The organism is Rhizobium mongolense USDA 1844, assembly GCF_000419765.1.
Taxonomy (GTDB): Bacteria; Pseudomonadota; Alphaproteobacteria; order Rhizobiales; family Rhizobiaceae; genus Rhizobium; species Rhizobium mongolense.
In genome coordinates this window covers 406294-423460 of sequence record NZ_ATTQ01000003.1, presented here as the reverse complement: position 1 = coordinate 423460, position 17167 = coordinate 406294, and the positions used below count along the sequence as shown (strand labels likewise).

General features: G+C 58.2%; 16 protein-coding genes and 1 pseudogene. 5 read left to right on the top strand and 12 right to left on the bottom strand.

All coding sequences use genetic code 11. The features are described from left to right. Positions 1-12: 12 nt before the first annotated feature. Positions 13-1041 (bottom strand): substrate-binding domain-containing protein, encoded by a 1029-nt coding sequence (locus A3C3_RS0107760; RefSeq protein WP_022714039.1) that lies wholly within the window; start codon positions 1039-1041, stop codon positions 13-15. A gap of 559 nt (positions 1042-1600) precedes the next feature. After that, a complete protein-coding gene (locus A3C3_RS43370) occupies positions 1601-1747 on the bottom strand; it encodes a DUF1127 domain-containing protein (protein ID WP_022714038.1) in 147 nt (48 codons plus the stop codon). 362 nt (positions 1748-2109) lie between these two features. Between A3C3_RS43370 and A3C3_RS0107750 the strand changes: the two genes are divergently transcribed. Both A3C3_RS0107750 and A3C3_RS43365 read left to right on the top strand, forming a co-directional pair. Continuing rightward, complete coding sequence (locus A3C3_RS0107750; RefSeq protein WP_022714037.1) at positions 2110-2352, top strand: hypothetical protein; 243 nt, start codon at positions 2110-2112, stop codon at positions 2350-2352. 4 nt (positions 2353-2356) lie between these two features. Further along, positions 2357-2683: a DUF2934 domain-containing protein gene (locus tag A3C3_RS43365; protein WP_084796917.1), complete on the top strand. Its 327-nt coding sequence runs from the start codon at positions 2357-2359 to the stop codon at positions 2681-2683. Positions 2684-3064: 381 nt separating this feature from the next. On the opposite strand, the gene A3C3_RS41325 is transcribed toward A3C3_RS43365, so the two are convergent. The 3 genes from A3C3_RS41325 to A3C3_RS0107730 form a co-directional block, all read right to left on the bottom strand. Further along, the gene (locus A3C3_RS41325; RefSeq protein WP_233450582.1) at positions 3065-4360 is read right to left on the bottom strand and encodes a peroxidase family protein; all 1296 of its coding nucleotides are present in this window, start codon (positions 4358-4360) and stop codon (positions 3065-3067) included. A gap of 883 nt (positions 4361-5243) precedes the next feature. After that, positions 5244-6251: a L,D-transpeptidase family protein gene (locus tag A3C3_RS0107735; protein ID WP_028739475.1), complete on the bottom strand. Its 1008-nt coding sequence runs from the start codon at positions 6249-6251 to the stop codon at positions 5244-5246. A gap of 553 nt (positions 6252-6804) precedes the next feature. Next, positions 6805-7965, bottom strand: coding sequence for an alpha-hydroxy acid oxidase (locus tag A3C3_RS0107730; protein ID WP_022714034.1), 1161 nt, complete (start codon positions 7963-7965; stop codon positions 6805-6807). 199 nt (positions 7966-8164) lie between these two features. Between A3C3_RS0107730 and A3C3_RS0107725 the strand changes: the two genes are divergently transcribed. After that, entirely contained in the window at positions 8165-8365 is a 201-nt protein-coding gene (locus tag A3C3_RS0107725; protein ID WP_022714033.1) for a hypothetical protein, read from the top strand. A 411-nt stretch (positions 8366-8776) separates the two neighbouring features. Here A3C3_RS0107725 and A3C3_RS41320 read toward each other — a convergent pair. The 6 genes and pseudogenes from A3C3_RS41320 to A3C3_RS0107695 all read right to left on the bottom strand — a co-directional run bounded on the left by A3C3_RS41320 (position 8777) and on the right by A3C3_RS0107695 (position 13890). Next, positions 8777-9603, bottom strand: a pseudogene (locus A3C3_RS41320) (hypothetical protein). Positions 9604-9729: 126 nt separating this feature from the next. Further along, positions 9730-10638 (bottom strand): homocysteine S-methyltransferase family protein, encoded by a 909-nt coding sequence (locus tag A3C3_RS0107715; RefSeq protein WP_022714032.1) that lies wholly within the window; start codon positions 10636-10638, stop codon positions 9730-9732. A gap of 197 nt (positions 10639-10835) precedes the next feature. Continuing rightward, on the bottom strand, positions 10836-11525 hold the full coding sequence (locus tag A3C3_RS0107710; protein ID WP_022714031.1) for an ABC transporter permease: 690 nt from the start codon (positions 11523-11525) through the stop codon (positions 10836-10838). A 12-nt stretch (positions 11526-11537) separates the two neighbouring features. Beyond that, on the bottom strand, positions 11538-12263 hold the full coding sequence (locus A3C3_RS0107705; RefSeq protein ID WP_022714030.1) for an ABC transporter permease: 726 nt from the start codon (positions 12261-12263) through the stop codon (positions 11538-11540). A gap of 25 nt (positions 12264-12288) precedes the next feature. Next, positions 12289-13062: a transporter substrate-binding domain-containing protein gene (locus A3C3_RS0107700; protein ID WP_022714029.1), complete on the bottom strand. Its 774-nt coding sequence runs from the start codon at positions 13060-13062 to the stop codon at positions 12289-12291. Positions 13063-13107: 45 nt separating this feature from the next. Continuing rightward, positions 13108-13890, bottom strand: a complete 783-nt coding sequence (locus A3C3_RS0107695) for an ABC transporter ATP-binding protein (protein WP_028739474.1) — start codon at positions 13888-13890, stop codon at positions 13108-13110. Between the two features lie 170 nt (positions 13891-14060). Between A3C3_RS0107695 and A3C3_RS0107690 the strand changes: the two genes are divergently transcribed. Continuing rightward, positions 14061-14546, top strand: a complete 486-nt coding sequence (locus A3C3_RS0107690) for an Lrp/AsnC family transcriptional regulator (RefSeq protein ID WP_022714027.1) — start codon at positions 14061-14063, stop codon at positions 14544-14546. A gap of 341 nt (positions 14547-14887) precedes the next feature. Here the strand turns inward: A3C3_RS0107690 and A3C3_RS0107685 are convergent, their stop codons facing one another. Then, positions 14888-15664 (bottom strand): transporter substrate-binding domain-containing protein, encoded by a 777-nt coding sequence (locus tag A3C3_RS0107685; RefSeq protein WP_022714026.1) that lies wholly within the window; start codon positions 15662-15664, stop codon positions 14888-14890. A 430-nt stretch (positions 15665-16094) separates the two neighbouring features. Here A3C3_RS0107685 and fba point away from each other — a divergent pair, with 430 nt between their 5' ends. Beyond that, on the top strand, positions 16095-17159 hold the full coding sequence (fba, locus tag A3C3_RS0107680; protein WP_022714025.1) for a class II fructose-bisphosphate aldolase: 1065 nt from the start codon (positions 16095-16097) through the stop codon (positions 17157-17159). Positions 17160-17167: the final 8 nt, after the last annotated feature.

The window sequence follows — 17167 nt, the reverse complement described above, 5'->3', positions numbered from 1 at the left end:
ATCTTCAGAAGCCTATTCCTCGATGCCCTTCGTGCCGCGACGCTTCAAGTACTTGTCCCAGTAGAAGTCGTCGGCGTTTTTCGCCGTCACAATAGACAGGCCGTTATCGACGACCGGGATGCTCATTGGGTTGAATCCGGAGCGCTTGGCGTCGTTCATCGGGTCGATCAGTTCCGGATGCTCGGCGAACCACAAAAGCATGAAGCCCATATAGCCCTGCATGCCCTGGTTCGGATTGATCGAGCCGAAGACTTCACCGGCCTTGATCATGTCGAGGATGTTGGCATTGACATCTGCGCACATGACGAGGACCTTGCCGCCGCTTTCCTTGTTTGCCTGCGCGGCGCCGATTGCCGAGTTCGCTTCGGGCATGAAGACCGCGCCGAGGTTCGGATTGGCCTGGATAAGGCTCGAAAGCCCCTGATAGGCCTTGGTCGGGTCCTGGTTTGAAGCAGCGCGGCCGACGAGCTTCATGTCTGGCCACTTCTCTTCCATACGGGATATGAAGGCGGCGATCCGCTTGTCGTGGTTGTCCTGGCCCGGATTTTCGAGAACCGCATATTCACCCTTGCCGCCCATCTTCTCGGCGATCGCGTCAGCGGCATAGGTGCCCTCGCGGGTGTTGTCCGAGGTGATGAAGGAGACGCGCTTGGAAAGCGGCGAGTCGGCCGCAAACGTGACGACCGCCGTACCTTGGTCAATCGCGCGGTTGATTGGCTCGATGAAGGGATCTGAGTTCATCGGATGAACGAGAATGCCGGCCGGGTTCTGTGCCAACGCCTGGTCGAAGGTGGCGATCTGTTTGTTGACGTCATATTCCGGCGTGCCGGTATATTCCGTCTCACAGCCGAGCTGCTGGCCGGCCTGCTTGAACATCTCATAGACAGGGAACCAGTATTCCACGCCCGACACCATGACGTTCATGACGTATTTTTCGCCCGGCTTGCAGCGGAACGGGTTGTCCGTTTCGGCGGCCGCGGAACCGGCAAAGAGCGTCGACGCAAGGACCGCCATCGCGGTCGTGCTGAAAAAAGTGCGCAAGTGTCCTCCTCGGGGCCAAAGCCCCTCCCAAAAAAGCCCGAAGGGCGCCAGACCGGCGCCGTTGATCGCAGTGATGACCGGATTTCCTCCTCGAAGTTCCGGTAGGGGCTAGCTAAACGCAACGCGCCACGCCTGTCAATATAATTCATCTCCTGAATTATAATTCACATGCGTTATCATCGCTACGTGGTGCTCAAGCAGAGCCGACATACGAAAAAAGCCTGCCGCGGGAGGAGGTGCGGCAGGCTTTCTCAAGAAAACCGAACAGCGACTGGGAGGAGGAGTGCCGCCGTTCCTACAGACGTCCCTTGGGAGGAGGAGCGGGCCGCCTGAAACACGAAGCTCTGCGGGAGGAGATGCAATTGCTTCGTCAAGAGAGATCATACGCGATCGCTCGGCGGTTGATAGGCTTTATGTTGCACTGCAGCTATGCAAGAAACACAGGCCACCAGGCTCGCGACCGGCAAAAGCCCTGGGAGAATACGGAAACATAAACATTGACGCGAAAACGCCCGCGTGAGCGGGCGTCGGCAGTGTCGGCAAGCTTGGAGGAGCGCTGTTAGCGAGCGAGCGATGCCCGGGCGATGCTACGAATATCGGCGCGGGCGATGCCGAGATCCTGCAATTCACGGCTGGACATCCGGCCAAGTTCGGAAACGGTCTGCCGGAACTTGCGCCAGTTGTTGAAAGAGCGTGCCACGTTCATGATAATCCCCTTTCCCGAGGGCTGTCTGACGTCAGCAACCGTGCTTGGGCTCTGGCGTCGTTTCGATGATTGGAATATAGGTGTTTCAATCGTTTTAAAACAGCGACAATCCGTCACCGCAGCTATGCGTCTGGCGCATATGGCCCGGAGTTCTTGCGACGATCGCCATTGGCTCGCTCTTTAGGCAGACGCCTGAATGGCATCTAACCGCCGATCTTAAAAGCCCATCCTGCAAATGCGCCTCATTGGACGCGATCAGGAACTTTGTCCGGACCACCTCGGGAGTATCCGCATCGGCCGATAAAATACTGAGGAACCGACACCCCTCCCCGCCAGTTCTCCTTTTATGAAAGGAAAACTCAATGGCAAATGAACTCGAAGCCGGCTTCACCGGATCGCCAGTTGAAAAACCTGAGGGCATCCGCAAAGTCGCATCTGACACCGCCTCCGCAATCAAGCGGGAGGCCAACGCAGTCGTAGTCGGCGTGACAGACCATCCGCAGGCCGCAAGCTCACTCATCCTCGGTATTGGAGCGGCAGCCTTCGGCATTGGCTACCTGCTGGGCAGGTCGTCCGTCTCCACTAGAAATCGGTATTGGAGGTAATGACATGGCAGGAGAGCAAAATGACGCTCGATCGCACAGTATTGATGAATATGGAGGACGGCGTGGCTCCATTCACGAAGACGAAGTGCGGAGACGAGCGCATGCCATTTGGGAGCGAGAAGGACGACCTGAGGGTCGTCAGGAAGATCACTGGATCCAGGCGAAGGGAGAGATCGAACGGGAGGCCGGTGAAATCGAAGGCGACGACCTTCCAAGCTTGGACGCCCTGAGAGAAGCCGCACGCGAACATACCGACGCGTTCCTGGTTGCAACCGACCTTGAAGATGCCGATCAGCGCGAGGCCGCGCCCGGCACCCGTGAGCAACCCTGATGATGGCAACAGGAACGTGAAGATGACAAAGACCGTGACAACAATTGCGGCCGCCTGCGACACTGTGCTTGCACTCTCCGCCTGCGGTAACACGATCGGCGGCATGGGTTCGTGACACAGAACTTGCTTGTTGCGGGCAACATCCAATCCGATCCTTAGCGCCGGACCTTGTTCAGCTCGAAGAACGGGTTCGGCAGCCTCGGTCCATTCCGGCAAAAGCCAATGCCGAGCTCAGCGACACAGCGGATAGGGGCGCCGTCAGAACGCCCGTTAAACGGTGTCGATCCTGATTTGTCAAAGCTCGTCTCCAGTGATTTCCCAAAGCAGCGAGTATGTCACTTTGCCTCGCCGCAATGCGGCGAGGCAGCAGTTCCAAGCGCCCTACTGCATAACCGCGGCGAACTGCATCCACTTGGCGATCGAGTCGATCGGTGCGTTGTCCGGCATCTTGAGAGGGCTCTGATCGGGCGTGAACCCGCGCGAAAGGGCCGAGTCGGGATCGGCAAGCAGCACGCCCACCAATGTCAATGCCACGAGACAGCTCCCAACTTCGCCCAATCGGTTTCCACCTGCAGCCTCGGCTTCGGCATGAATGTAGAACCACAGCGGTGTGCGTTCGTGGAAGCGGGTCGCGGTGCCGGCGAGGAAGTTCTGCAAATCGGGCTTCGTGGCAAACAGGGCTGAGACATCTTGGATCGGCGAGGACTCCACTGCGCCGATTTGTTTGAGATGCTTGTGTAGCGCCTGGCCCGTCGGAAGCCTGAGATTGTAGCCTCGACGAAGGTTCCGCCTTGCCAGGCTCTTGAACAACGCCTTGAGCTGTTGATCGCCCTGGTCTTCGCCTTCCTTGAACATCATATGCAATGGCGGAGCGAGTTCCGTGTCGATCTTTCTGGCAAGACGGGCCGGCTCGCCGTCGCTCCCGTCGTGGGGATCGACCCCTGTAAAGCGCGCCCAGTCGATTATCCAGTTCTTGGGCAGCTTCTTCTCGTCATCCAGCCTGCCGCCGCCGCCGGTGAATTCGAAAAGTAACCGCAAGGTGGCGCGCGGTAGGAAACCGGTGCCCGGTCGCCCAAAGTTCTTGTTGTAATCATAGAAGGCTCTGACCATGGAATGACCGAACCGATAAGCCGCCGCGAAGAATTCTAACGGCAAAGCATTTCCAAGTCGGGTATTCTGCCTTCGGGCATCGAACTCGGCTCTGAACTTGAAGAAATGAGATGCCCGATCGTTGACGACGCGGTCCACCACAACCGGGTCGCACACGCCCTTGAGATATCCATCAACGATCAGCCACTGATAATGGAGTCTGGTTAGAGCCTGCGCTGAGCTGAAATCGGCGATCCAGCCCGTGTCGTGCGACGCAAGGTAGTCGATGGCCTTGTTGTGGAACCGCAGAAAGCTCAGATGGAACTGCGCAACGACGAGATTTTCGTCGTTGCGATTGTCCCCGATTATCGCGCGCTGGGGCAACGTATCAGAGAATTTCTGAAACGCCTCAGGAGTCATCGCCGCTTGAGCCAGACGTAAAGCCGCTTCCCGGACGGACGACTGGACCTGGCCATACCGCGGCAGGTCTCGATGTTGGTCGAGGTTGTCGGGCAAAGGCCCCGGTTCGATCGCTGTTCCGACACGCATTTTGTCTTTCAGCGTGGGGTGGCGAAGACCAGAAATCACTTTGACAACGTCTGCGTCTATACCGTCACCGACGGCAGATCCGCCGTAGACACTATCAAGATCGAAGCGGGGCGAACGGGCGTTCCTGAACTGGCTCTCCACTGTCGACGAGGCGACAGGCGGATGTGCGTTGACCATGCTCGAAATCGCCCCTTCGCGATCAGTTCGGGCTGTCAGCTCATGATCGCCCCCAATATGTGAAAACCGGCGGGAGCGTAGAATCTTCAGTCGGATCCTCACTCGTCGGCGTAGCGACAATGTCGATCAACATTGCGCCGAGTTCATCGAGCTCCCCAACCGTCTCCGCCGTGTTGGGCAAGTAGTTCTCAGGCGCATCCAGTGGCGGTACGAAATAGCCGAAAGTCAGCCTCTTCGTCGACCGCGACGTCACCTGTCGCTGGCGGCCCGGCGCGAAGGCTTGAGATAGAAACGGTGCGCTTTTGCTCGGTACCCCCGTGTGATTGAAAAACGATTGCCATTGGCAACACCCTCCGTTTTCCAGCCCGCGGGATAATTCGTACAGCTAGAAGGCGAAGTTAATTAATCATATAGGGCTATTTTTTCGCCTTAAAGTTGGTAAACACAGCGTAAAATCCACCGCCGTGGTGTCTGGATTCGGAGCATTGTCATTGCGTCCGCAATCGTCGTGAGTGCCATAAAAAGCCCCTTAGGACACTCGGTCAATGGCACGCCTCAGTTCCTTACCTTGGCATCGATCGCCTGCCGCCCACTTCTGAGGCGGCGGGCAGGCATCGTTTGCCGCCAGCGAGCACTCGTCAAAAAGCGGAAAACAGCCAAGATCCGCGACTGAGCAAGGTGGCGCCGTTTCATGACCGCTAGTCCCACAGCTTTTTTCGACGTACCGACTGAAATGCCACACGCTTCACTTCGGAGCGGCCGGACCTTGATTGACAAAGTCCACCACGACTCCTGGCTTGACCATTCCGGCCAGCTCTTCGGCGTCCCAGTTCGTCAGTCGCACGCAACCGTGCGATCCAACCTTGTCGATGAGTTTTGGTTCAGGCGTCCCATGTATTCCATAAGTCGGTTCAGTCAGGTCGATCCAGACGCTGCCGACCGGACCGTTCGGCCCCTTTGGTATCGTCAAAACCTTGTTGTTCTTCCCCTGCCTGAAGTTGCGCCTTGGGTCGTACCTGTACACCGGCATCCTCGCGACGCCTTTCACCTTGTGCTTGCCCGACGGGGCCGGATTGTCTTCGCTTCCGATCGTCGCGGGATAGACTGCAAGCAGCGATCCGTTTTCGGCATAAGCCAGGATCTGCCCTGTCTTCTTGTTGGCCTCGATCCTCTCGACCTTTCCTTCTTTCGGAGGGCCGGGCGTCACGACCCAAACCGTGTCTCCAGGAGCGAACCGCGAAGAGGGATTGAGCGCTTGCATAAGGCCGACGTCCATGTGAAACCGCTCGGAAAGCTTCTCGGCAACGCTGGTGTATCCCATGCTGTGCATCTTCGCCTTCTCGTCGTAATCTTCAGGGATCTTGTCGACGAGGCCCGTGGCATCCTCTGCCGAGACGACATAGCTCTCAACGATGGGCGAATTGCCTTCCAAGCGGGCGACCACCTCCGGATCCGGCTTACCATCGGCAACAAGGCTCATCATCATCTCGAACCCGGCCACGGCTTTGCGGACATTCTCGCCGTAGAAGCCGTCGATCACACCTGGAGACGAGCCCGCTCGGTCGAGCAGGACCTGAAGACGCACGACCGCTGGATCTGGATCGGTAGGCGCCTTAGTCGGCATTTCTGCAACGATGGAAGCAATCGAAGCGGCATTGACGGCTTCGCGCCGAAGTTCCTGCGCGCCAACACCACCAACGGTGAAGACCAGAGCGAGCAGCGACATCGGCAGGGCTGTTTTCATGGACAACAAATGGCCGGTACCGGCAACTTGTTCCACAACGCTGCAGGGCCTGGCGTCTTGATAAGGCCAAGAAAGCAAACTGAGCCAAACGGCCGATCCGATGCAAGCTGGAACCAGAGGGCAAAGCTGGTGCCGGGACCGCTAGGAGACTCATGGAGAAATAAGCTGGTCCACCCGCCGGGTCGGCGAAGAAATAGCAGAGCCCGCACATCACATGGGGGAGCAAGCTTTAGATTGCTCGCGAACAGGTGATCTTGCTGGCATCTGGGGCATCTTCCCTTGAAGCCAGTCAATATGGATTGGACGTCGGCTGATGGTCCCCATTATGTTCCATCGCGTCTCAACTCTGCATAAGCGCAGATGTTCCGCTATCGCCACTGCACATGCACGCGATCCGGCACCGGCATCGATCGCGCTATTCGCACCTTGCGTCTCGATGGAACCGACACCGCGCCTATCCCCGCAGCGAGTTTTCCACGATCAGGAAGACGGTTGGCAGTATGGGTCGTTTGCGGCACGGGCGAAGTCGCCAAAACCTGAGCGAGCTTGGTCTCTGGTCAATTTAATATGGGGCGTTTTGACGGAAGCGCAGGTTCTGTCTTGTGAGCTGATCGACGGATGTGCATCCCATAAGCTTCATATCGCGCGCGATTTCGCTCCGCATCAAATCCAGCGCGCGTTCGACACCCGCTTGCCCCGCGGCCGCGAGTGGGAATAGGTAGTATCGACCTAGACCGACAGCTTTCGCGCCCAATGACAATGCTTTGAGCACATGGGTGCCACGCTGAACGCCGCCATCCATCATCACGTCGATCTTGTGGCCGACCGCGTCGACGATTTCGGCAAGTTGGTCGAATGCGCTGCGCGAGCCGTCCAGCTGGCGGCCGCCGTGGTTGGAGATCACGATACCGGTACATCCTATCTCCGCTGCTCGCTGAGCATCTTGAACCGACATGATGCCTTTCAAGCAGAACTGTCCGTCCCAATGCTGTACCATTTCGGCGACATCGGCCCATGACATCGCAGGATCCAGCATTTCGGTGAAATAGCGGCTGATCGACATGGCGCCGCCGCCCATGTCGACGTGGCTGTCGAGTTGCGGCAGACGAAAGCGTTCATGCATGAGATAGTTGATTGCCCAAGCCGGCCTGACCGCGAACTGCGTGAGACCGGCAAGGTTCAGTTTGAACGGAATCGAGAAGCCTGTGCGCTTGTCGCGTTCGCGATTGCCGCCGGTGATGCTGTCGACGGTCAGCATCATCACGTTCACGCCGGCTTGCTTGGAGCGTGCCATCATTTCCCGGTTCAGGCCACGGTCCTTGTGGAAATAGAACTGATAGACTTGCGGCCCGTCGCTGATCTGACGTGCTTCTTCTAAACTGATAGTTCCCAGGGACGACACCCCGAACATAGTGCCGTATTTGGCTGCTGCTGCAGCCACCGCCCTCTCGCCTTGATGATGAAACAGCCGCTGCAGCGCCGTCGGCGAGCAATAGACTGGCATTGCTAGTCTTTGGCCCATGATCGTCACCGACATGTCTACATCGCTCACCCCGCGCAATACGCTAGGCACCAGGTCGCAGTCACCGAAGGATGTCGTATTGCGACGATAGGTGACTTCGTCGTCAGCCGCACCGTCGATATAATTGAAGATCGGCCCGGGGAGGCGCCGCTTGGCCAATTGGCGGAAATCATGGAAATTGTGGCAGTTCTTCACATTCATATTCTAGCTCTGATATCTTGAATTACACTGAAGACCGAGCTCTGATTTTGCCCATTCAACCGTCGTCGGAATGTCTCGGTTCCATCCACCGCTAAGCCCAGGACGTTTCCATTGCCCTAGAGTTCGCCCGTGCGTCCCGATGCAGGGGTAGAGGGTGCCGCGTTCGATGGCAAGTTCCTGCAAAGATCGGAAACGGGATATGTCGCGTTGTGACATGACGGCCTGGACAAGTCATCCCTGTGCTTTGGATACCTACGGCGGGGGCCTCAGCGATTACTTTATCCAGCGACTGCGCGACAAGGTAATGCAACATTTCGGGTTCTGGGCTCACCGCCAGCTTTGCCGTGATCTTGCCGGACGAGAAAGGGCGCTCCACGACTTCATGTCGGAGCGCCCGTAGCATGCGGGTCGACGACGTTTGCGGCGGAGGTCGACAGCAGGCACCGACAAAATGAAGAGATTCGGAACGGATAGGCAACATGGGATTGGATTTGGGGACCATGTCATGCGCTGACTGATTGCGTTATCCACCGGTTATCCACAGCTTATCCACAGCGACGGCGGCTACGACCGCAGCAACTTCAATGACATTTGCGTGACGGCAATCACAACACAGAATTGCTATGTGACCGTTGGATGACACTATGCATTTGTTTGTCGGCCTCGATACAAACCGAGGGGCCGCCGCGATAGATTCAGCCTCTCTCTCGAGCGCGTGGCGGCGGACGCTCGGAGGCGGGGGGCGGTGGGCAAACATGAGGGCCCACCGCCTTCTTTTTAACCGACGGCCGCTCGCCTGGATCCGCCCAGCTCACGCGGCGAGTCTGACAATTCCATATGGATTGAACTTGAACTCATCCACCTGGTACGTTGAATCAAAGGAAAGTGTTGCATGACGTGTCTTAAGATGTCGGCTCGAGCCCCCGCTTCGCGATCTCGTCAGCCACCGCATCCATCGTGGCGACAGCCTGCCTTCAGTGCCAACCGATTCCGGCACATACACTTCCGGCAGCCCCACGAGATGAAAACCAACACTCTCCAGGTATCCCCGAGCTGATAGCGGACGTTTCGCGAAAGTCAGGCGTCCAACCCGCCGTTGAGCCAAAAGGTCGGCGGCCTTGAGCGCTTCGGCTCCTTGGCGTAACAGTTCTCTCCATCGACAAAGCCCATGGGCGACGCCAGCGCTTTCTCCTTTTACGGCAACCGCTTCCGCGTCGATCAACCGTTCGACAAGACGCAGGGCAGCCATCGAAACCTTCACAGTCTCCACCTGGGCCATGCTCGGCCCAAGGACATAGAGCACGGATTGGTGATTGGCGACGGCTTCCTCGTCTGCCGGGTTCCACGCTTTAAATTCGACCCGATCCCAGCACACGGCGAATGACTGCTCCATACGATCATCCGGCTCGGCCTGAGAATAGCCCTCGTCGACGCTGAACCCGTGGCGAAGTCACGGATTGCTTGCGTTGCCGCACGGGACAAAGGCGTCAGGTCGCGCTTCTTGCCGAGAAAACAGAGAACATGCCGGGGCGTTACTGACGATCCTTTCGCCTCGGTTTGCATCATTGTTTCCCCGTGAGACGAATCTCGACCGGATTGCTGCGCCAATGACGGCTTCCAGCCGATCACGGTCCACATCGATCCCAAGAGCACGCGACGCGTAAGATCCAAAGGTATATGCCTCCTGATCGGTCGTACACTCATCACAGCCTCGGCGGAAACCTGCGGCACAAACGCGGCTTTGCAGCATTCGCTCATACAGCTTCACCCAGCCAGGGTCTGCTTAAGGCGATGGATATGCCTGGCACCAATGCCGCAACAACCGCCGATTATTGTTGCACCGGCCTCCGCCCAAGAGCAGGCAAAGCGCGAATAGCTATCATCGTTCAGATCGTTGCGGGTAGTATGGAGGCCTTCATTCGCGCCGGAATCATTTTGCTCCCCTTCGAAAGCATTGGCATAGACACCGATCTCTACCGTGGAGCACCTATTCTTGAATGCACGACATGCTGTTTCAACCGCCGCCCGCATGACTTCTGGCTTGCTGCAGTTGAACAAGAGTGCCTGCGCGCCGGACGAGGCTGCCCAATTCGCCGCATCGTCGACCCGCTCGCCGGAACGCAGCTTCGGTTCACCTCCTCTTACCTGTGCCTCGTCATCGGCCAGCGTGAACGAGATCCAGAACGGCTTCCTGTCTGCGGCGACTGCAGTGCGCACAGCCTCGCCCTCGGCGATCAGGCTGAGGGTTTCCCCGAGCCACAGATCCACAAAGGGGCTGAGCTGTTCAACGAGCACCTTGAGATAGTCCTGGACCCGCAAAGGATCAAAGTTCTGGGGTTCGTAGGACCCGAAGATTGGCGGCAGCGAACCAGCAACCAGAACGTTCCGATCCTTGACGGCATCGGCGGCTTTGCGTGCCAATTGGCCTGAGAGCGCGATTAGCGCCGCCCCTTCCTTCTGAAACCGCTCCTCGCCGATGTGGAAAGGCACCAGCGCATAGCTGTTGGTGGTGACGACGTCCGAGCCGGCGGCGATGAATTCCTCGTGGACTTTTCGGACTATGTCTGGCGAATTGACTAGCGCCAGTGCCGACCATTCCGGCTGCTTCAGTTCGGCACCGAGGCGCAGGAGTTCGCGGCTCATGCCGCCGTCGAGAATGCACAGTCTGCTCATGGATAGGTCTCCGTAAAGGGAATTGAATCAAAGCCGGCAGCAAAGCCAGTCCGCAGTTGGCGATGGTGTCGTCCGCAGCGAGCCGATCGACAACCGAAAGCGTCTCTGGCGGATGGCCTTCAAGCACTCATTTCTGCCAGCACGGCGAAACAGTCCGGAAAGGTGTGGCGTCATGACCGTTCATTTCCCCGTTGGCGTTAGCGTCGCGATGGCATCTGCGTCTCGAGGAGGCGGAAGGCGCGAGCGATGATTGCCGTGAGAATGAGATAGAAGACGGTAACGACGATCAGCGGCTCATAAACGAGCAGCGTATCCTGGCGCACCTTGCTCGCCACCGCGTAGAGATCCATCACTGTGACGGTGAATGCGAGCGGCGTCGCTTTGAGCTGCATGACGATTTCGCCGCCGATTGTCGGCAATGCGATGCGAATGGCCCGGGGCAGCCATATGCGCCGGACCAGCGTGAAGGGCCGCATGCCGAAGGATCGGCCCGCTTCCAACTCGCCCTTGGGCACTGCGAGCAACGCGCCGCGCAGCACTTCCGCCTCGTAGGCGGCATAGTTTAGCGTAAAGCTCACGGCCGCGAAGAAAAAGCCCTCACGCAGGATGGGCCAGAACAGGCTCTGGCGCAGGCCTGGGATCATTGGCAGCAGCGAACCGACGCCGTAATAGAAAAGCCAGAGCTGGATGAGCAGCGGCGTGCCGCGGAAGAAGGTGCAGTAGCCGCGAGCGAGATATTGCGTCAGCGGGCCGCCGCTCACCTGCGCGAAGGCGAGGCCGATCGCCAGGACGAATCCGAAGACGACCGAGATCACCAGCAGCAGCACTGTCTGCGCGGCGCCCGCCAATAAAAGCGACCAATAGGAGGCTATCCACGAGAAGGTCATGCCGTGTGCTCCTTAGGCAAGCTTCGGCTGTCCGCGCCGCACATGGCGCTCGATCAGGTTGAAGACGATATTGGAGACGAGCGTGAGGGCGAGATAGAGAAGGGCAGATGCGAGGAAAAAGATGAAATAATGCTTGGTGCTCGCGCCAGCCAGGCGAGTGGCGAGCGCCAGTTCCTGATAGCCGACGACGGCAACCAGCGCGCTGTCCTTGGTGACCGACATCCACAGATTGGCAAGGCCCGGCAGGGCATTTGGCAATAATGACGGCAGGATGACTCGGCGGAAACGCAGCATCGGCCCCATGCCGAAGGCTTTCGCCGCGTCGATCTGACCAACGGGGATGGCGAGGATCGCGCCACGCAGCACTTCCGTCATATAGGCTCCCTGCACGAAGCCGAGCACGACGACGGCGACGACGAAGCCGTTCACTTCGATCGCAGGCAGCTTGAGCCCGGCCAAAAGCCGGTTGAGGCCGTCCATTCCCGCATAATAGAGCCCGACGATCAAAATCAGTTCCGGAATGGCGCGGATGGCTGTCGTATAGACATTGAGCAGCAGGCCGAGCGGCCTGTTGCCGGAAAGCTTGCCAAGCGCACCTCCCGTCCCGAGCAAGATGCCGATCAGGAAAGCGCCAGCTGAGATGGCAATCGTGGAGGCGGCACCGACAAGCAGGGTTCCGCCCCATCCGGGCGGATAGGGGGAGAGCAGGTCCAATATGCCTCGTGGTTCGGTTGCCATCGTCCGGCCGGGTCCGGGATCGAGGTCAGTTCGTACCGTAGATGTCGAAGGCGAAATATTTCTTGGTGATTTCACCGTACTTGCCGCTGGCGCGCACGGCAGCGATCGCAGCATTCAGCTTTGCCTTGAGCTCGGAATCTTCCTTTCGCAGACCGCCGGAAACGCCGGCTCCGAGAATCTCCTCGTCGTCGGCGACGTCACCCATCTTGACGCAGCAATCCTTGCCGGCGTCGCTTTTCAGGAATGCATCAAGCGCAAGCGAATCCCCGAACACATAGTCGATGCGGCCGGCGGCAAGATCCTGGAATGCCTCGTCCAGGGTCTGATAGGTCTTCTCGTCAGCGACATCAGCGAAATACTTCTTGTAGTATTCCGATTGGATGGTCGAGACCTGAATGCCGAGAGTCTTGTCCTTCACGTCATCGGCCGTCGCGCCCGGCTTCTGGTCCTTTGGGCCGATCAAGGTGCTCGGCGTGTTGTAATACTTGTCGGTGAAGTCGATGACCTTCGAACGCTCTGCAGTGTTTGACATCGACGACCAGATGACGTCGAACTTCTTGCTCTGCAGCGCCGGAATGAGCCCATCCCAGGAGACCTCGACAATCGAGCATTTCTCCTTCATCTGCTCGCACACGGCGTTCATCAGGTCGATTTCCCAGCCCTGCCACTCACCGGAGGCATCCTTGGCAAAAAAGGGGGGATATGATTCGTTCATGACGCCAAAACGGACTTCAGCCTGAGCCGTGATGGCAGAAATGGCAAGCGTGGCGCCGGCGAGCAGCAGGGGGAGCAGTTTCATTCGTGGATTTCTCCTGTTGGGGGTATCTGTGACCAATCGGCGGGATCAATGATGGGCGAGCATGCCGGTAAATTCCCGGCAACGGGCGCTGAGTGGAGCGTCGAAGATCTGCCGCGGCGATCCCTCCTCCTCGATCAGGCCCTGATGCAGGAAGAGAACGTGGCTTGAAACGTCGCGGGCAAAGCGCATCTCATGGGTGACAATCAGCATTGTGCGGCCCTCCTCCGCGAGCTCACGGATCACCTTGAGCACCTCTCCGACCAACTCGGGATCGAGCGCCGAGGTCGGCTCGTCGAACAGCATAACGGCCGGGTCGACACAAAGCGCCCGGGCAATGGCTGCCCGTTGCTGCTGGCCGCCGGAAAGAAAGGCGGGGTACGCATCGCGCTTCTCGTAGAGCCCAACCTTGTTGAGGAGAGCGTCTGCCTTCTCGATGGCCTCGCGGCGCGCAAATCCCATGACCTGGACCGGTGCTTCGATGACGTTCTCTAGCACCGTTCGATGGGCCCAGAGATTGAAGTTCTGGAAAACCATGCCGAGGCCGGTGCGCAGTCGCTCGATCTGCCGCCAGTTCACCGGCTGCATCTGCCCGCTGCGGCTGCGTTTCAAGGCGACTTCCTCGCCGTTCACGACAATGCGGCCCCGATCGGGCATCTCCAGCAAATTGATGCAGCGCAGGAATGTACTCTTCCCGGAGCCCGACGACCCGATGATCGAAATCACGTCGCCTTTACGGGCCGTTGTCGAAATGCCCTTGAGGACTTCATGTGGGCCATAGCTCTTGTGAAGATCATCCACACGAAGTGCCTGGAAAGACGTTTTTGTCATGCGCGGTACCGGTTCAAATAGTGTTCGGAGAATATCGCGAATAGCTGCGGTTTTTGCGCGCAAATTCTGATTGTTTTGCATTAATTATGCAGAAATCTGTTTCTGATGCGTTTAATATGACAGAATACCGGTATCGCCGGGTAATTTCGCCGCCGGAGGCGGAGGAGCACATGGAAAGATTAGATGGCTTTGATCGCGATATTCTCGATATCATTCAGCGCAATTGTCAGCTGACGGCGGAAACCATCGCCGAAAAGGTCGGGCTTTCGACCTCGGCGGTGCAGAGGCGGCTGAAACGCCTGCGCGATGACGGCATCATCAAGGCCGAAGTAGCCGTCGTCGATCGCAAGGCGACGGGCACGCCGATGGTGTTCATCGCCGGGTTGGAAATCGAGCGTGACAACTACGATGCGCTAGCGAAGTTCCGCCTTTGGGCGGAAAAGCAGGATCACATCCAGCAAGTTTACTATGTTACCGGAGCGGTGGACTTGATCACCATTATCACGGCACGCGACGTCGAGCATTATGACGACATCGCGGCCCTGATCATGAAAGAAAACCCGCAGATCCGGCGCATGCACACGAATGTAGTGCTGAAGGACGTCAAGTTAGGCCTATTGGTTCCGCTGAATGCTGGCGATGATCCCAGCAGATGAGTGCGCGCTGCTCATGTTTCTTTGGCCGCATCGGGAAAGTCTCCGCAGGCCTTTCAGGCGGCTCGAAAGCAGGCGCCTATTTCGACCCTCCCTTGCGCACCTTTGTCTTGGCACGCGTTTTTCCAAAGGATTCCAAGGCATCGTCAGCACATCGGCGTCGAGAGGAGTGCACAAACCGTCCAGCCCCAGGCTGCGTCAGGAAATCCACAGCCATGCGACGCCAGCGATTAGAGTCGTCACTGATGCACCGTCGCTTGTGCCCGGAACACGGGATCGCGACGCAGCTGCGCGCTCGTCAACCGAGAATATTTTTTCGTCCGCTATTACGCAGCAGAGATCCCTTACTTCATTGCCGCGTCGAGTTTCTCTTTCCATCCACCGCTTTCCAGTTGCTTGCGCATGAAAGCGTCCACCGCCGCCTTCAAGGCGGGATCTTCGCGCAGCAGATAGGCATTTTGGAAATGCGTGAACGGCTCTTTGACGGCGACCGGGCACAAGACGCTGGCATGCAGCTTGGACTGCAGGTCCACCTCCACGCCGTCCGTGACCATCACATCGGCCCTGCCCGACGCAATCTGGTCAAAAATTGTCTTGTTGTCGGGAAATACCTCGATCGACGCCTCGTCGAAATGCTCGTGGGCGAATTTGTCGTTGGTCCCGCCCGGATTGACGATCACCCGCACGGAGGGCCGGTCGATCGCATCAAGCGTGGTATATTTTTCCTTGTCCTCGCAGCGGGCAATCGGTCGCTTGCCGTCGGTCACATTGGGCACCGAGAAGTCGCCCACTTCGTCACGAGCGGCGTTTACGGTAATGCCGCCGAGTGCGATGTCGAACTTGCCGGCCTTGAAATCGTCCAACATCGTTTTCCAGGTCGTGGCAACGAAATCCGCCTTGACACCGAGATCGGCGGCAAGATCCTTGGCCATGGCGATGTCGGCACCCGTAAGGGTGCCATCAGCAGCCTTGTAGCTGAAGGGCTTGTAGTCACCCGTCGTTCCTATCTTGATCACGCCAGCCTTCTTGATTTCCGATAGAGCGTCATCCGCCGCGAAGGTCAGCGCCGATGTCAGGCTCCACGCCACCACCAAGGTGACCGCAAAACAGGTTCGCTTCATGGTTCCTCTCTATCAGGGTTGTTTTCGTTGTTGCAGCGGGATTGCCGGCTAGTCGCGCGAGATTACTGACGCAGCCAGGGTTTGTCACTCCCTGCGCCTGCACGAGCTGGGCGACCAAGAGATGCGGTTTCAGTGAGAAATTGCGGCGGAGAGTCCGCTTTGCCGCCAAGAACCAACGTTATTCGCCTGGAAAGCGCGGTTAAGCGAGCATTTATAGGACCGCTGCCTTCCTCGTCGCTGCTTTAATCGGTTGAACGCATGCGAAGATGGCTCCCCGCAAATATCATACTGTTTGTGATATTGTTATTACCGCTTGTTACATTCCTCCTCCTATGCCATTCTGCCGTTTAAAACCGGGAGCGCGCGCCCGGGCTCTACTTTCGACAGGATGGCGGCGTTCCGTTCGACCATCGATATGGGGAAATCTTGGATGGCACGCATCACGCTGAGGCAGCTGCTCGATCACGCTGCGGAGGAAGGCTACGGCGTTCCCGCTTTCAACATCAACAACATGGAGCAGGCGCTCGCCATCATGGAGGCCGCTGACGCGTCTCATGCACCGGTTATCATGCAGGCGTCGCGCGGAGCGCGCGCCTACGCCAACGACATTATGCTGAAGCACATGATGGATGCCGTCGTTGAGATCTATCCACATATTCCGGTCTGCGTTCATCTCGACCACGGCAACGATCCGTCGAGCTGCATGACGGCGATCCAGGCAGGCTTCACCTCGGTGATGATGGACGGTTCGCTGAAGGCGGATGCCAAGACACCGGCTGACTGGGCCTACAATGTCGACGTCACCAAGATGGTGACGGACATGGCGCATCTCGGCGGCATCTCGGTCGAGGGCGAACTCGGCGTTCTCGGCTCGCTGGAAACCGGCATGGGCGAGGCCGAGGACGGCCACGGCGCCGAAGGCAAGCTGTCGCATGACCAGCTGCTGACAAACCCCGACGAGGCCGTAAAGTTCGTACGCGAAACCAAGGTCGATGCGCTGGCGATCGCCATGGGGACGTCCCATGGTGCCTACAAATTCACCCGCCAGCCGGACGGATCCGTACTGGCGATGAGCGTCATCGAAGAAATCCATCGCAAACTGCCGAATACGCACCTCGTCATGCACGGCTCGTCGTCAGTCCCGATCGAACTGCAGGAGATCATCAACAAGTACGGCGGCCAGATGAAGCCGACATGGGGCGTGCCGGTCGAAGAAATCCAGCGCGGCATCAAGAACGGCGTGCGCAAGGTGAACATCGATACCGATGGCAGGATGGCGATGACCGGCCAGATCCGCCGAGTGCTGCAGGAAGATCCAAGCGAATTCGACCCGCGCAAATATCTTAAGCCGGCGATGGCCGCGCTCGGCAAGCTCTGCAAGGAGCGCTTCGAACAGTTCGGCACGGCCGGAATGGCAAGCCGGATTACGCCGCTTCCGGTGTCGGAAATGGCCAAGCGCTACAAATCCGGTTCGCTCGATCCGATCTTCTCTTGAGCTTGAGC

Bases quoted from the DNA above. Each gene is read 5' to 3' on its own strand.
- A3C3_RS0107725 (WP_022714033.1), top strand. From the start codon at position 8,165: ATGTCGCGTTGTGACATGACGGCCTGGACAAGTCATCCCTGTGCTTTG.
- A3C3_RS43370 (WP_022714038.1), bottom strand. From the start codon at position 1,747: ATGAACGTGGCACGCTCTTTCAACAACTGGCGCAAGTTCCGGCAGACC.
- A3C3_RS0107695 (WP_028739474.1), bottom strand. From the start codon at position 13,890: ATGACAAAAACGTCTTTCCAGGCACTTCGTGTGGATGATCTTCACAAG.
- fba (WP_022714025.1), top strand. From the start codon at position 16,095: ATGGCACGCATCACGCTGAGGCAGCTGCTCGATCACGCTGCGGAGGAA.
- A3C3_RS0107730 (WP_022714034.1), bottom strand. From the start codon at position 7,965: ATGAATGTGAAGAACTGCCACAATTTCCATGATTTCCGCCAATTGGCC.
- A3C3_RS0107750 (WP_022714037.1), top strand. From the start codon at position 2,110: ATGGCAAATGAACTCGAAGCCGGCTTCACCGGATCGCCAGTTGAAAAA.
- A3C3_RS0107705 (WP_022714030.1), bottom strand. From the start codon at position 12,263: ATGGCAACCGAACCACGAGGCATATTGGACCTGCTCTCCCCCTATCCG.
- A3C3_RS0107685 (WP_022714026.1), bottom strand. From the start codon at position 15,664: ATGAAGCGAACCTGTTTTGCGGTCACCTTGGTGGTGGCGTGGAGCCTG.
- A3C3_RS0107710 (WP_022714031.1), bottom strand. From the start codon at position 11,525: ATGACCTTCTCGTGGATAGCCTCCTATTGGTCGCTTTTATTGGCGGGC.
- A3C3_RS0107690 (WP_022714027.1), top strand. From the start codon at position 14,061: ATGGAAAGATTAGATGGCTTTGATCGCGATATTCTCGATATCATTCAG.
- A3C3_RS0107715 (WP_022714032.1), bottom strand. From the start codon at position 10,638: ATGAGCAGACTGTGCATTCTCGACGGCGGCATGAGCCGCGAACTCCTG.
- A3C3_RS0107700 (WP_022714029.1), bottom strand. From the start codon at position 13,062: ATGAAACTGCTCCCCCTGCTGCTCGCCGGCGCCACGCTTGCCATTTCT.
- A3C3_RS43365 (WP_084796917.1), top strand. From the start codon at position 2,357: ATGGCAGGAGAGCAAAATGACGCTCGATCGCACAGTATTGATGAATAT.